Raw genomic sequence first — 12,861 nt, forward strand, 5'->3', positions numbered from 1 at the left:
GTTTTAATGTTGGAAATCTTTAGGTACGGTTATTTTATAGGTTTTGTCCAGTTCGCCACCCTTCACAATCATTCGGTTGCCAGACCCCAGGTTTATACTTTCCTGTTTTAGTTTGCTATACCAGGCATAATTGTGTTTAGAACCGAACCAGAGGAAAAGCCGTTTTACCTTTACATTGGTGCAATGTTCCAAGAGTTTTTGCAAGGTCCGGGGCGATAACGTAGTCATACCCTGTATCAATTGATCGGCATGCTCAAACGATATTTTTTCGGGCACTTCATTCAACATTTCAAGACAAGCTTTTTCCGGGCAGGATATTTTCAGTTCTGCCATTCCTTCTTTCCAGGGTACAGTGGCTGTATAATCATTAGCTATTGCCGGTGTCATATCTTCAAAAAGTTCCTTTCTTGAATGGCGGATAATGACCGTGTTTTCTGATACCTCATTTACCCAGGCGGGCAATTTGTCGTTGCCATAAACCTGTATTATCTCTTTCTTTGACGTTGGTAAATAATGCGAAAAGCCTTTTAATTCCAGTGCCGACAGTCCGCCCACGACAAAATCCGTCTTCATAATGAATTGCAGGACATGGACAATACTTTGCCAGGATAGCCGCACACTTCCCCTGGCATAAATGCCTTTCTGCAAGAGTTTTAATTGTTCGCTCTTGATCAGGTTGTCAATTGCATGTTTATTCAGCCCTGCCTGCTCCATCAGCCATTTCCTGGTAGCGATCACTCCTTCAGGAAGAAGCTGTTCCAGCATTTTACGTCTCTCAGGATTGAGTGCCATGTTTACATTATTTGTATTAGACGGCGTTTATCGCCGTCAGAACAAAGATACATAAACTAATTTATAAAAATGTCAAATTACGGCGTTAATCGCCGTCAAGGGGATATAGTGTAAATTGAAAAGGACTTTGAATGAAATAATTTTATTCTTTGGGCATGTCCCTTCGGACCGGGTCATTCCAGGGTTCGCTTCGCTTCCGTGTGATCACACCGGCTCGTTTCTCGCCGCCTTCCATCCCCCTCATGCTTTATTATTTAAGTCACTTCCATGCCTCATGACAAGGGATGACGGCCAGCCTGCTCCGCATTTTCCAATGCGAAACGGATAAAAAGGCAGCTAATGTATTGCGGGCAAAGCTGGCTGGAAAACCAAAAGACTACGGCATAATGGCTTTGCTCGTTCCTCACAAATCCACCCTTCGGGACTTATTCCGTTTCCTTTTGGTTTTCCGCTTTACCCGCACTGTTTACCTGCTTTCTTTTTTTCCGTTTTTTCTTTTGGAAAAATGCTCTTTGGGGCAGACGGCGTGAAAAAAGATGAATGAACAAAATGGTTTAACAATTAAAATTCAAACGTTATGAACATTATCGGAAGACTGACAAGGGATGCGGAAATCAGCACCCTGCCGAGCGACAAACAAGTGGTTAACTTTTCTATTGCGGTCAATGATGGCTACCGCAACAAACAGGGCGAACAGGTGGAACTAACCGAATACTTCAACTGCGCCTACTGGATTTCAACGAACGTGGCAAAGGCACTGACCAAAGGTACATTGGTGGAGCTTAGGGGGCGGGTAAGTGCAAGGGCATGGATTGGGGGCGATGGAGAAGCGCATGCAGCACTCAATTTCCATACTTCACAAATTAAACTGTACGGAGGTGGCAGGAGAACGGAAACCGTAGCAGACGATAGGGAAGACAATACCGTGGCATCCGCTAACAAACGCAAAAGCGGTAATACAGCAGAAAAAGACGACCTGCCTTTCTAAACAATCATTTTTCATTTATCAATTTTTAAAAATTATAATCATGGCACATAATCTCAATTTCAACGAACGTACAGGCAAATACAGTTTCTTTAGCGTACAACACAAGGCATGGCATAATTTAGGGCAGGTAGTAGAGCAATATCCCACCAGTGCCGAAGCAGTTAAATGCGCAGGGCTTGACTTCGAGGTCATCAAATCACCGCTGTACACGCATGGTACAGGGGTAACCATTGGCAACGATGGTGAAATAAAAGAGGGTGGTAATATTTTACTGCCCGAAAACTTCGCCACCATGCGCACCGATACCAATCAGGTTTTCGGGGTAGTGGGCAAGGATTACCAAATTGTACAAAATGCAGATGCCTTCGCTTTTTTCGATGCGATTGTAGGCGGTGGCGAAGGCATACTGTATGAAACCGCAGGGGCATTGGGTAATGGGGAACGCATATTTATAACCGCCAAACTACCCGATTATATTCGTGTGGGCAATGGTGATGACGTAACCGAAAAATACATTTTCCTGACCACCTCTCACGATGGAACAGGCAGCATAACCGCAGCCTTTACACCCATAAGGATAGTTTGCCAGAACACGCTGAATGCATCGCTTCGTAATATGTCCAACGTGGTGCGCATTCGTCATACATCAGGTGCAAAACAGCGTTTGGAAGAGGCGCACAAAGTAATGGGACTGGCTAACCAGTTAAGTACCAAACTGGAAGAAATATTCAACCAATGGGCAAAGGTACGTATCACTGATACGGAAGTGAAAAAGCTTATTCAACTGGCACTATGCCCGAATAAGGAAACATTTGCAGCACTTAAAAAAGGTGCAGAAGATGAATTGTCTACCGTGTTCAAAAACACCGTTAACGATGCCTTTGCCTATGCAATGATAGCGGATACACAACAAATGGATACTACCAAAGGAACAGTGTTCGGAGCGTATAACGGCATCACGGGCTATTATCAGAATGTCCGCAATTACAAAGATGATGAAGCCAAACTGCAATCTATCGTGATGGGCGGTACGGCACAACTAAAAGCACAGTCAGCCTTTAACCTCTGCAATGAATTTGCTATGAACGGGGCTGACGCATTTGCACTGAACTAAGACAGCAGGGCGGGCAGTAGTCCTGCCTGCCCTCATTTATTTACTCAAAAAAATGGATGATGAAACCTTTAGAGAAATTGATAAACGTAGAGAAAGCCAAGTTGCTGCATGAACTGTTCCCGCAGGAAATACCTGCTTTACTGGAATATGCCGGCAATTTATGTGCAACCATAAAAGAGGATGAGCATTTACATGGGAAGTGGGAAAATGGTTTGCTGACCATTGAGGCATGGCTGTCCTTTGTGGACGAAGTGGAAAAAAAAATTAAGCGATACGGCAATTACCTGCATACACATAGCCGAGTATTTGCCGACCAGTTGTTTGATGGCTACCTCGCATTATACATGGTGCATTGCCTGACTTTATATACCACCACACGCAAGCACAGCAATCACAAATTCGTACTGGCAGTAGATTTATTGTTCAACCCTTAAACGTGAATTTATGGAGGCATTAATAAAACTATTGCAAGGCATTTCTTACCCAACCCTGTTTTTTGCAGGGTTGGGCATCAGGCTCATCGTCGGTATGCGACAGTTTAACCGCAGAGGCTTAGGAGGATTGCAGCATTTCAGCAACTATTTCATCGGGCTGATTACCCTTTCCATAGAATGGATACTGAAATGGGTAGCCTTTTTTGTGATGCTTTGGGGTGTATGGGGCTTGCTTTTTAAGTAGGACGGTGTGGAACAAAACGGTAGTAGGACTATACAGAATATTTGAAAAATAAATTATTTAAAAGATGGAAACGACAAATTTTTTTAGCGAAGTAGCGGCATTGAATATTACAGGCGACCTGCAATTGACTATACGCAAAGGAGCAGAAAACAATTGGATAGTATCGGTTATGCTCAATAATGAACAATGTGGAGATGATGCAAGAAAACTAATTCCGCCCCTTAATCTAAAGGGAACGGTAAACGAATTGGACGAGGGATTTTTTGAAAGGATAACCACGCCTTTGCAATCCGCTTCAGGCTTATTAGATAATATGGAAGCCTTTATGAAGCAATTGGAAGAAGCCAAAACACAATCGGCTATGGAAAAGGAGAAAGCCGACAAAGAAAAAAAGGCTAAGGAAGAAAAGGAAAAGAAATTTAAGGAAGCTATGGCTAAAGTGGACGAACTGGAGAAAGAGGGCAATTACAGGGATGCCTGGATGAAAGTACCCGACCCTGCACAATTCCCCGAACAGGCAGAAGTAATACGCAAGCGCAAGACTGCATTGTCAGCCAAGTTTGCGCCCGACTTGTTCGGCGCACCTGAAACAGGGGTAGAGACAACAGAACCACAGGAAGAAAATACGCTTTTCCATGAAGGCCCCGACAATGAGAAAAATCTCGATGAAGTGGAGGATAATTGGGAAGACGATAGCGAAACAGAATAATTTACCAACATCAAAAAACAACAACCATGTTATTAGCAACACAATTAGAACGAGTGTTCTTACTGAAAGATAAAGGGCAGGAAATCAAATTGACCGACCCCGAACCCAAATGGAGTGTTGAGGCGGTATTGAATTTTTATGCCAATACATATCCCATATTAACAACGGCAAAAGTATCTGCACCTGTTATTCGTGATGATACCGTACAGTACAGATTTGAGAGCGTAATGGGAACAAAAGGTTAATCAAAATTAAAAGAAATGAACGATGCAACGCAATATTATATCCGGGATTATCCGCAAACCGCAACAGCCAAAACAACGGGAACTGCACCAACAGTTGGGCGAGTTTGCCAATTGGATGCAAAGACCCAAAGAGGCAAACGAAATCCGAAAGGACAAACGGAAGTCCGTACCCCTTTCGATGTTGCCAATAATTTTCTAAAGTCTACGTTCCTGCCAAAACTAAAAACGGCGCATTCTGCACAGGCTTGTACAGAAAATGAAAAAACGGAAAGGGATTTTTACCATTCCCTTTCCCTACTGGCGGAAGATTACGGATTTAAGCCAATGCAGACAAAAAGCTATGGTTATCCGTACAATATCAGTTTGGCATTATGGGATACACAGGAGAAGTTAAAACAAATAGTTTACAATTGGAACAGTTTACAATTTGTACAGGACAGGAAAAAAGCCTTTTTTATCAGCGAAGAACGGTACAGCGCAGGGGCTACGCTTTATTACATCCCCGTTATACCACTCTTTGAAATGCTGAATGACCCAATGCGTAAAAAGACCGCCCAATTGCTTGTGTCAGTTTGCAGTTACCTGTACCATATTGTGAGTATTCCGTATTACCGGCAGGAAAACAGCTACCTCTATTGGATGTACGAAATGCTAACCGATTGGGTGGAGCAAGACGAGGAAACCAGCGAAACAGAACTATATAAAAATGAGTTACGGCAAGCCGAATGGGTTGGTGAGCGTGTCGAACAAAAACTGTTTAACCGTACCAATTTAAGTTTTTTTGAACAGCGTGTAAAGATATTTAAGCCGACAGATGAGTTTGATAAGGAATGTTTGCAGTTAGCTTGCGATGCGCTTGCACTTTACGTGGAATATCCTCATACGAATATCTTTCGTAATGCTCCTAAAACTGATGAGGGCCCTGACGATGAGTGCGAAGACTATGACCGGGAAACTATTGGTATGGAAAAGTACATATCCTTCATGGCGAATGGAAAAGGCTGGCTATATGAAAGCCTTTCGGATAGTATTAACAACGAGTTTAACGAATATGGCAATCTGGAAGAACCGACCATCCGCAAATGTTTTGACGGAAACCCGATAACACGTAACAACCTCGATTTTGAAGCCCAACTGTTTACTTTATTGGAAGATATATGCTACTTACTAAACAACTATAAAGCGACAAGACGATGAATAATACAACAGACATAACCAATGATTTTGGAATGCTTTACCATCCCAAATCGGCTTTGGTGTTCTATGAAACCAAAGGCACAAACACGGATATGTATGTAGAGCATTTTGACATGGACAGAAACGGCAACCCAATCAATGCCCACCCTTTGACCGTGAGGGAAGCACAGCTATTGGCAAAGGCATTGAATACAGGAAAGGAAAAGAACAAAGCTTTTTTAAAACCAAGGGGAATTTTGCCAACCAATATACTGGTTATCAATCCAAGCGACAACGGTACGGTATTATGGTACACCAAAGCACAGCAACGTCCGTTATTCTTTGTCAAAGATTTGGAAATACTCAATGGGAAGGCATATGTACCGCCCATGATTTGGTTTGCCAGTAAAAACAGCATTTTTGTTTTTGCCCTTAGTTCAGACAGGCGACCACATGAAAAGACGCCGTTGTTCCATGCTCCATTTTTCAATGTATATGAAAACGGAAATGTATGCATGGGAACAGTAAATGTGAATATCAAAAAATCGACATCGCTGGAAGAATTTATCGAAGCATGGGAAAACTATTTTTTTAACAGCTATTTCAGCCATCTGATGCAGAACCACAACCCGGTTAAAGGGAATTGTGTAAGCCTTTGGAAAGAGCTTATTAAAACAGGCAATGCCTTTCCTAAAGAGGTTTTGAAAAAGAATAACAGGACACTTAAAAACTTATTATGATGAACACGGAAAAAACGAAAGTCCATTTTACGGATAACTCCCTGATAAATGCCACCAATCCAATACAAGTAAACGTTTTTGGTGCAGGTGGCACAGGTTCAAAGGTTTTGACTGCTTTAATTGAGATGGAGCACAGTCTGGTCGAATTGGGACACGCAGGATTATCCGTTCGTCTTTGGGATGATGATAGGGTAACTGAACCAAATTTAGGTAGACAACGTTTTGCAGCATGTGAAATAGGACTGTACAAGTCCTTAGCCTTGATAAACCGTTCCAATAGATGGGAAGGGACAAACTGGAAAGCCGAAACAGTAAAATTCGGAAAAGACCATTTGGGGAGATTGCCCCAATACGCACCTGCAAGCATTTATATCTCTTGCGTAGACAGCGTACAAGCAAGGTTTGAAATTGCAGGGATTTTAAAAGCGTTGAGCAATAGCAGGAATTACGGTAATGAACCTAAGTATTGGCTTGATTTCGGCAACAGCCAGCATACAGGACAGGTTATATTATCTACTATTGGAAAGATAAGCCAACCCAAATCTGAAATGTACGAAACGGTGGCAAGCCTGCCATTTGTTACAGATGAATTTGGCGATTTATTGAAACACTCCGAAGCAACGGACGACACGCCAAGTTGCAGTTTAGCAGAAGCACTGGAAAAACAGGACTTGTATATTAATTCCTCACTGACCCAAATGGGTTGCTCCTTATTGTGGAGCTTATTCCGTAACGGATTGACCCAATATAGGGGCTTTTTCCACAACCTTAAGGACTTTAATACCCACCCAATTAAGGTCGCCTGAAACCCTTCCCGGGCGGCGCATGGGCATTCCTTTCCCCGTAGGCGGAAAGCCCATGCGCTGGAAGCGGTGCAGCCACTTGTCCCAAACCGGGTTCCCCAGTCACATCCCCGATATCTCCGCTTTGGGACAACAGGCTGCGGCATAATTGATATATTTATTATCTGATTTTTCATCCAGAGTGACTTGTAAGCAATTTTCCGTTGATAATGAATAGTTAAGCAATTTTCAAACTATCTAAAAATGTCAAAAATGGAATTAGGGGTTCGATTGTGACCCCGCCCAGTCCGCAATAAATGCCTTGTAAATGTATTATTTACGAGGCATTTTTGTTTTTGAGATGAAATGATTTTTGCTAAAAATAATGGGGGTATGATTTTGCTCAACAAATCATGATACTCGACTAAAAAAATGTTGATTTAAGATTGATGAATTATTGGTTCTGTATACTATCCTTCTTTTGCTGTGCTTTTTCCATATTTTTTCGGGAAATTTCTTCTAAAACTTTTTCCTTTCTGTTGCCTTTTTCATCTAAAATTGGTGCAGGTAAATCGGATTGATTTTTATCGAAAATGATATTTTGAAATGGATTGTTTACATACACCCAAAAACCATTCACCCATCTAAACCCTTCATAATCGCCATAAGGAATTAAGTTATAGGTATTTTTTTCATCGGGCGATTCACTTACCAGCCGGCTAAAAATAATGGCATGGTATTTTGCATCGTAATTCATGCGTACGCCTGCATCTTTTTTATATTCTAAATAAAACCGATAAGCAGGTTGCGGTGGTTTAATTCCATCTGCCGGATATTTAAAATAATTGCCACCAAACTGTGGCAGACCATCGGGTTTAAATGTTAATACTTCTATCCATTTCTTCTCACTGCGTGCATTGTTTTCATCTAATCCTAACAGTGTATAATATTTTTTATTTTGATACGTAGTAAGGATAATTTTATAATATATGGCACCAATCCAGTTATTGTTGGTGCGTATGGAATCGGTAGGCGATTTGGTAAATTCGGAAGCATCGAATAAAGGGAATAATTTTAAACTGCCATCTGCAGTGCGCATTTGAATGGCCCCTCTTTGCCGGTAATAAGAATAATCTTTCATTACCTGCCAGGTAAATATTCTGAAGCTGCTATCCGGCGCATATAGTTTGGAAATGTTTTGAACCGAATCGAAAGGATAATAAAATGAGTATGGTGTTTTTAATGCTTTTACAAAATTTCGTATAAATGCACTATCGGCCTGAAAACGTTCTAACCAGTCGTTGGCATATACAATATTGTGCGCATCTTTTTGTAGCAGGTTTTCTATTTTTTGAATGGCTTGTATAGAAGTTGCCGGTATTTCCTGCGTGAAGGAAAAGAAGGGTAGAAGCATTAAAAATACAATAACAGTACTGCGCATGTTGATAAAATATGCCTCTAAGATACAACACCACTCCTGCTTATTGATTTTGATGCAAAAATGAGGATGAATTTTATGCTTTTATTAAAGCCTTTGCTACATGGTATAAATCATCAAATCTTGCATCAATCAGTGGATGTGGATATGGTGTTTCAGGATTAGTAGTTGCAACAAAAATGGTATACATTCCGGCATTTTTGCCAAATGCCATATCTGATAATTTGTTGCCAATCATCATACTTTTTGAAAAGTCTATTTCAGAAAAATCTTCTTTTGCCTGAAAAGCCATTCCGGGAGCGGGTTTTCGGTTGGGTGAATCATCCGATAAATCAGGACAAAAATAAATTTTATCTATCCTGCCCCCTTTTTCCTGTATTTCCTGCAGCATATTTGTATGAATGATATGAAGGCCATCTACTGTTAACAAGCCTTTTCCAATACATTTTTGATTGGTTACCACTACAATTCTTTTAAACAATGGGTTCAATAATGCCAATGCTTCTTTTACCCCAGGTAAAAAATGAAATTCGTTCCACGACAATACATAATCGTCTTTTTTTTCGGCATTGATTACGCCATCTCTGTCTAAAAATAAAGTCCATTCCTGGCTAATGTCCGGTAAATGATTCATTAAACTGTATTTAAGGTTGCCAATGGTTAACTGAGTTCCGCTTGTGCTTTTAAATAATCATCCGGAATCCCGATATCAATAAAATATTCATCCTGCACATAGCCAAACAATTCGTTCTTGCCGGTTTTTTGTTCCAGATAATCTTTTTCAAAAGAAAATTTTTCAGGCAATTTGTTGGCTAAAAACCGGTGTACATTTAATAAGTATACGCCTCCGTTTATCAGGCCTTTTTCTGTATGTTTTTTTTCATGAAAGGCAATAATTTCATTGTTTTCATTGATGGTAACGGCCCCGTATCTATCAAAGTGTTCCATTGGTTTTAAACAAAGGCCGCAAGCAGCTTTTTTGTTAAGATGGAACTGCATAAATGTTGCAAATTGGATGGTATAAAGGGTATCTCCATTAGTAACCAATACATTTTCTGATTGTACAACCGAACAGGCCAACTGAATAGCGCCACCGGTGCCTAAAGGTTCCTGCTCTGTTACAATGGTATAGCTTTCTGCTGACAAATGTTGTTGCAAGTACTCCGTAAAATATTGGTGTTTGTAGCCCAAAGAAAAAATAAACCTGTTAATACCCTGTTGTTGCAAATGGGCTATGATATATGCAATAAAAGGTTTGCCGTTTACCGGAGCCATACATTTGGGTAAATCGGGCACAGCGCTTTTTAATCGGGTACCTATGCCCCCTGCAAGTATAATGGCTTCATTCATGTTGTGCTTCTAAAATGATTGCGTTAAACCGGTTGCTTGTTTATAAAACCGGTGTAATAGTGAATGTAATGGGCGGTTGTTTTATGTAAACAAATTCGCTTCTACCATTTCACAAATAATATGACCCAGCATAATATGGCTTTCCTGAATACGTGGTGTATCGGTTGAAGGCACATTGAATAAAATATCGCTACAATCTTTCATTTTACCGCCGGTACTGCCGGTAAAGCCAATAGTTATCATTTGGTTGGCTTTTGCGGCTTCAAATGCTTTTAAAATATTGGGTGAATTGCCCGATGTACTTAAACCTATCAATACATCACCCGGTAATCCGGTGCCCTCTATAATTCGGGCATAAATTACATCATAACTATAATCGTTGGCAACAGCAGTAAGGTATGAGGTATTGCAGTGCAGGGCTTCAGACGGTAATGCCTTTCTGTTTTTATAAAAACGGCCTGAAAATTCTGCTGCTAAATGTTGTGCATCGGCAGCGCTGCCTCCGTTACCACAAAACAAAACTTTATTGCCATTTTTAAAGGCATTGGTAATTAACTCAATGGCCTGCTCTAAATTTTGCAGCATATTGGCATCCTGCAATATGGCTTGTTTTACCTCAATTGAGGCGTTGATAACTTCTTTAAATTTGTTTTGCATAATACATTTTTTTATTGAACCGTCCAGCTGGTTAGTCCATGTTGTGTAAACTGATAGGGTTTTACAATTCCGCCAAAATTATTCAATACATCAATAACTTTATAACGGGTATTATTAGGGCAATAAAAAGTCATGAATCCACCACCGCCGGCACCACTAATTTTTCCGCCGGTAGCGCCAGCCAGTCGGGCGGACTGATAAATATCTTCAATAAAAGAGTTGGAGATATTGTGTGCCATTTTTCTTTTTTCCTGAAAACCAAAATCCAATATTTCTCCAATTTCATGTAAACGGCCTTTTAATAAAGCCTCCTTCATCATTTTAGATTGTTCTTTTAATTGATGCATGGCTTCAATACTTTTTTCATTTTTGGCATGCACATTTTTTTGTTGCTCTTTAATAATATCAGCCGATTCTCTGCTGGTTTGTGTGTAATACAATACCAAATTATGTTCTAATTCATTCAAATACTCTTGTTTAATGCGGAGTGGATTTACAATTACTTTATCTGATGCATAAAATTCCATAAAATTTACACCACCAAAAGTAGCTGCATATTGGTCTTGTTTACCACCTGCTAATTTTAAATCGTTTCGCTCAATATCATAAGCATAATGGGCAATATCATAATCGCCTAAGGGTAATTTCAGCATTTCTACAAATGCACCTATAATAGCCACTACAAGGGTAGAGGAGGTGCCCAAACCACTGCCAGAGGGTACATCAACAAAAGTGGACAATTTAAAACCGGTAAGCGGCAGCCCGTAATCTTTTTGAATTCTGTTGTAAACACCTTTGGCTAAATCTAATTGCCCGTCAATTGGTAATTGCGGCATCCATTCAAAACGTTGCTCTTCCCTTCTGTCAATGGCTTCTATTATAATACCATTTTCCTGAATAGGTTCAATAGAAGCATATGCATACAATGAAATAGTGGCATTTAGAATAGCACCGCCAAATTCATCGCTATATGGACTTACATCGGTACCTCCACCGGCAAGGCCTAACCGTAAGGGCGTTTTACTTCTGTATATCATACCATGGAAGGTTATTATTTCATACAATCATTCTCTGCTAATTGCAGCAGGGCATTGCTTAACTGAGCCCAACTGTATTTTTTTTTTTCTTCACGAAGTTGCGGTAAAAAATAAGATTCTCCTAATGTATACAGTTGAATAATACCTGCTGCAATGGCTTCCGGGTTTGGTTCCGTAATAATTCCTGCTTTTAAATGGGGTACCAAATCGGGTAAGCCACCCACATTGGTTACCAGCATAGGTTTTTCAAAATGATAGGCCAATGGGGTAACGCCACTTTGGGTAGCATTTTTATAAGGTTGTATAACAAAATCTGCAGCACTTAAATAATATTTTACTTCACTATTCGGAATGAAATCTGTGCGCAAATACAATTGCGATTGTAAAGCCAGGTTTTGAATGATGGCATCATATTTTTGCCTGTCTTCATAAAACTCGCCGGCAATTAGCAATTTAATATTGGCTTGTTGAATAGCAGGTTCATGCATAGCCTGCAATAATATATCAAGCCCTTTATAGGCTCTGATAAAACCAAAGAACAAAATAATTTTTTCTTGTTCAGGTAAATGAAGATGCACTCTGGCCTCATTTTTAGGAATAATACTTCCAAAAGTATCATATAGCGGATGCACTACTTTTAACGCAGGTTTTTGTGTAAATTGTTTTAAATCTTTCAACACCTTATCGCTCATGGTTACAAAACCATCAATCGTTTTGGTAAAGTATTGGGTAAAAGCTGTATCGCCCGGCCTTTTTTCATGGGGTATTATATTATCGGCAATACAAATAATTTTTGTGTATTTGTTTTGATGGGCAATACGTAAAATAGTACCCAGACATGGGCCCATAAAAGGCAACCAATAGCGCACTACAATGAATTTTGGACGCATTTTTTTTAACTGTAATCCAACGCGGATCCAATTGAATGGATTCACGGAGTTTATACACACTTTAATAGCGATATCTTGTGGTGCAGGTTCGGCTGAGTATTGCGTAGTTCCGGGAAACAAAAAAGAAGGATATTGTAAAGAAAAGGTATAAATGGGGGTATTAAAACCTTCTTCTTTAAACTGGCGTGCCAGCCTTTCATTAAAAGATGCCAGTCCACCTCGTAAAGGATATGCGGGCCCTATGATGATTACTGTTGCTGACATG

At 40.2% G+C, this 12,861-nt stretch carries 16 protein-coding genes; 9 read left to right on the forward strand and 7 right to left on the reverse strand.

The window, feature by feature from the left end:
• Positions 1-3: 3 nt before the first annotated feature.
• A complete protein-coding gene (locus EO766_RS04585) occupies positions 4-792 on the reverse strand; it encodes a type IV toxin-antitoxin system AbiEi family antitoxin (protein ID WP_287100771.1) in 789 nt (262 codons plus the stop codon).
• 577 nt (positions 793-1,369) lie between these two features.
• On the opposite strand from EO766_RS04585, the gene EO766_RS04590 reads away from it, so the two are divergent.
• From EO766_RS04590 to EO766_RS04630, 9 genes are all read left to right on the forward strand, one after another.
• A complete protein-coding gene (locus EO766_RS04590) occupies positions 1,370-1,780 on the forward strand; it encodes a single-stranded DNA-binding protein (protein ID WP_287100772.1) in 411 nt (136 codons plus the stop codon).
• 40 nt (positions 1,781-1,820) lie between these two features.
• Positions 1,821-2,894, forward strand: coding sequence for a DUF932 domain-containing protein (locus EO766_RS04595; RefSeq protein ID WP_287100773.1), 1,074 nt, complete (start codon positions 1,821-1,823; stop codon positions 2,892-2,894).
• Between the two features lie 56 nt (positions 2,895-2,950).
• Positions 2,951-3,328 (forward strand): hypothetical protein, encoded by a 378-nt coding sequence (locus EO766_RS04600; protein ID WP_287100774.1) that lies wholly within the window; start codon positions 2,951-2,953, stop codon positions 3,326-3,328.
• Between the two features lie 10 nt (positions 3,329-3,338).
• Positions 3,339-3,572, forward strand: a complete 234-nt coding sequence (locus EO766_RS04605) for a hypothetical protein (RefSeq protein ID WP_287100775.1) — start codon at positions 3,339-3,341, stop codon at positions 3,570-3,572.
• Positions 3,573-3,636: 64 nt separating this feature from the next.
• Positions 3,637-4,281: a PRTRC system protein E gene (locus EO766_RS04610; RefSeq protein WP_287100776.1), complete on the forward strand. Its 645-nt coding sequence runs from the start codon at positions 3,637-3,639 to the stop codon at positions 4,279-4,281.
• A 26-nt stretch (positions 4,282-4,307) separates the two neighbouring features.
• Positions 4,308-4,526, forward strand: coding sequence for a PRTRC system protein C (locus EO766_RS04615; RefSeq protein ID WP_287100777.1), 219 nt, complete (start codon positions 4,308-4,310; stop codon positions 4,524-4,526).
• A 15-nt stretch (positions 4,527-4,541) separates the two neighbouring features.
• Positions 4,542-5,723 (forward strand): hypothetical protein, encoded by a 1,182-nt coding sequence (locus EO766_RS04620; RefSeq protein WP_287100778.1) that lies wholly within the window; start codon positions 4,542-4,544, stop codon positions 5,721-5,723.
• Entirely contained in the window at positions 5,720-6,442 is a 723-nt protein-coding gene (locus EO766_RS04625) for a PRTRC system protein B (RefSeq protein WP_075051849.1), read from the forward strand. Before EO766_RS04620 ends, EO766_RS04625 begins: the two co-directional genes overlap by 4 nt.
• Positions 6,439-7,248 (forward strand): PRTRC system ThiF family protein, encoded by an 810-nt coding sequence (locus EO766_RS04630; protein WP_287100779.1) that lies wholly within the window; start codon positions 6,439-6,441, stop codon positions 7,246-7,248. Before EO766_RS04625 ends, EO766_RS04630 begins: the two co-directional genes overlap by 4 nt.
• A gap of 430 nt (positions 7,249-7,678) precedes the next feature.
• Here the strand turns inward: EO766_RS04630 and EO766_RS04635 are convergent, their stop codons facing one another.
• From EO766_RS04635 to EO766_RS04660, 6 genes are all read right to left on the reverse strand, one after another.
• The gene (locus EO766_RS04635) at positions 7,679-8,665 is read right to left on the reverse strand and encodes a hypothetical protein (RefSeq protein WP_074420017.1); all 987 of its coding nucleotides are present in this window, start codon (positions 8,663-8,665) and stop codon (positions 7,679-7,681) included.
• 73 nt (positions 8,666-8,738) lie between these two features.
• Entirely contained in the window at positions 8,739-9,296 is a 558-nt protein-coding gene (locus EO766_RS04640; RefSeq protein WP_074420016.1) for a D-glycero-alpha-D-manno-heptose-1,7-bisphosphate 7-phosphatase, read from the reverse strand.
• 26 nt (positions 9,297-9,322) lie between these two features.
• Positions 9,323-10,012 carry a nucleotidyltransferase family protein gene (locus EO766_RS04645; RefSeq protein WP_074420015.1) on the reverse strand — a complete coding sequence of 230 codons (690 nt, stop codon included), beginning with the start codon at positions 10,010-10,012 and terminating at the stop codon, positions 9,323-9,325.
• An 81-nt stretch (positions 10,013-10,093) separates the two neighbouring features.
• Positions 10,094-10,669, reverse strand: coding sequence for a D-sedoheptulose 7-phosphate isomerase (gene gmhA, locus EO766_RS04650; protein ID WP_081301286.1), 576 nt, complete (start codon positions 10,667-10,669; stop codon positions 10,094-10,096).
• An 11-nt stretch (positions 10,670-10,680) separates the two neighbouring features.
• Positions 10,681-11,706 carry a GHMP family kinase ATP-binding protein gene (locus tag EO766_RS04655; protein WP_074420013.1) on the reverse strand — a complete coding sequence of 342 codons (1,026 nt, stop codon included), beginning with the start codon at positions 11,704-11,706 and terminating at the stop codon, positions 10,681-10,683.
• A gap of 14 nt (positions 11,707-11,720) precedes the next feature.
• On the reverse strand, positions 11,721-12,860 hold the full coding sequence (locus EO766_RS04660; RefSeq protein WP_074420012.1) for a glycosyltransferase: 1,140 nt from the start codon (positions 12,858-12,860) through the stop codon (positions 11,721-11,723).
• Between the last annotated feature and the right edge of the window lies 1 nt (position 12,861).

The organism is Hydrotalea sp. AMD (assembly GCF_004100315.1).
Lineage (GTDB): Bacteria > Bacteroidota > Bacteroidia > Chitinophagales > Chitinophagaceae > Hydrotalea > Hydrotalea flava.

What these genes read in the sequence shown, in the direction of transcription:
- EO766_RS04585 (WP_287100771.1), bottom strand. Translation starts at nt 792, where the DNA reads ATGGCACTCAATCCTGAGAGACGTAAAATGCTGGAACAGCTTCTTCCT.
- EO766_RS04590 (WP_287100772.1), top strand. Translation starts at nt 1,370, where the DNA reads ATGAACATTATCGGAAGACTGACAAGGGATGCGGAAATCAGCACCCTG.
- EO766_RS04595 (WP_287100773.1), top strand. Translation starts at nt 1,821, where the DNA reads ATGGCACATAATCTCAATTTCAACGAACGTACAGGCAAATACAGTTTC.
- EO766_RS04600 (WP_287100774.1), top strand. Translation starts at nt 2,951, where the DNA reads ATGATGAAACCTTTAGAGAAATTGATAAACGTAGAGAAAGCCAAGTTG.
- EO766_RS04605 (WP_287100775.1), top strand. Translation starts at nt 3,339, where the DNA reads ATGGAGGCATTAATAAAACTATTGCAAGGCATTTCTTACCCAACCCTG.
- EO766_RS04610 (WP_287100776.1), top strand. Translation starts at nt 3,637, where the DNA reads ATGGAAACGACAAATTTTTTTAGCGAAGTAGCGGCATTGAATATTACA.
- EO766_RS04615 (WP_287100777.1), top strand. Translation starts at nt 4,308, where the DNA reads ATGTTATTAGCAACACAATTAGAACGAGTGTTCTTACTGAAAGATAAA.
- EO766_RS04620 (WP_287100778.1), top strand. Translation starts at nt 4,542, where the DNA reads ATGAACGATGCAACGCAATATTATATCCGGGATTATCCGCAAACCGCA.
- EO766_RS04625 (WP_075051849.1), top strand. Translation starts at nt 5,720, where the DNA reads ATGAATAATACAACAGACATAACCAATGATTTTGGAATGCTTTACCAT.
- EO766_RS04630 (WP_287100779.1), top strand. Translation starts at nt 6,439, where the DNA reads ATGATGAACACGGAAAAAACGAAAGTCCATTTTACGGATAACTCCCTG.
- EO766_RS04635 (WP_074420017.1), bottom strand. Translation starts at nt 8,665, where the DNA reads ATGCGCAGTACTGTTATTGTATTTTTAATGCTTCTACCCTTCTTTTCC.
- EO766_RS04640 (WP_074420016.1), bottom strand. Translation starts at nt 9,296, where the DNA reads ATGAATCATTTACCGGACATTAGCCAGGAATGGACTTTATTTTTAGAC.
- EO766_RS04645 (WP_074420015.1), bottom strand. Translation starts at nt 10,012, where the DNA reads ATGAATGAAGCCATTATACTTGCAGGGGGCATAGGTACCCGATTAAAA.
- gmhA (WP_081301286.1), bottom strand. Translation starts at nt 10,669, where the DNA reads ATGCAAAACAAATTTAAAGAAGTTATCAACGCCTCAATTGAGGTAAAA.
- EO766_RS04655 (WP_074420013.1), bottom strand. Translation starts at nt 11,706, where the DNA reads ATGATATACAGAAGTAAAACGCCCTTACGGTTAGGCCTTGCCGGTGGA.
- EO766_RS04660 (WP_074420012.1), bottom strand. Translation starts at nt 12,860, where the DNA reads ATGTCAGCAACAGTAATCATCATAGGGCCCGCATATCCTTTACGAGGT.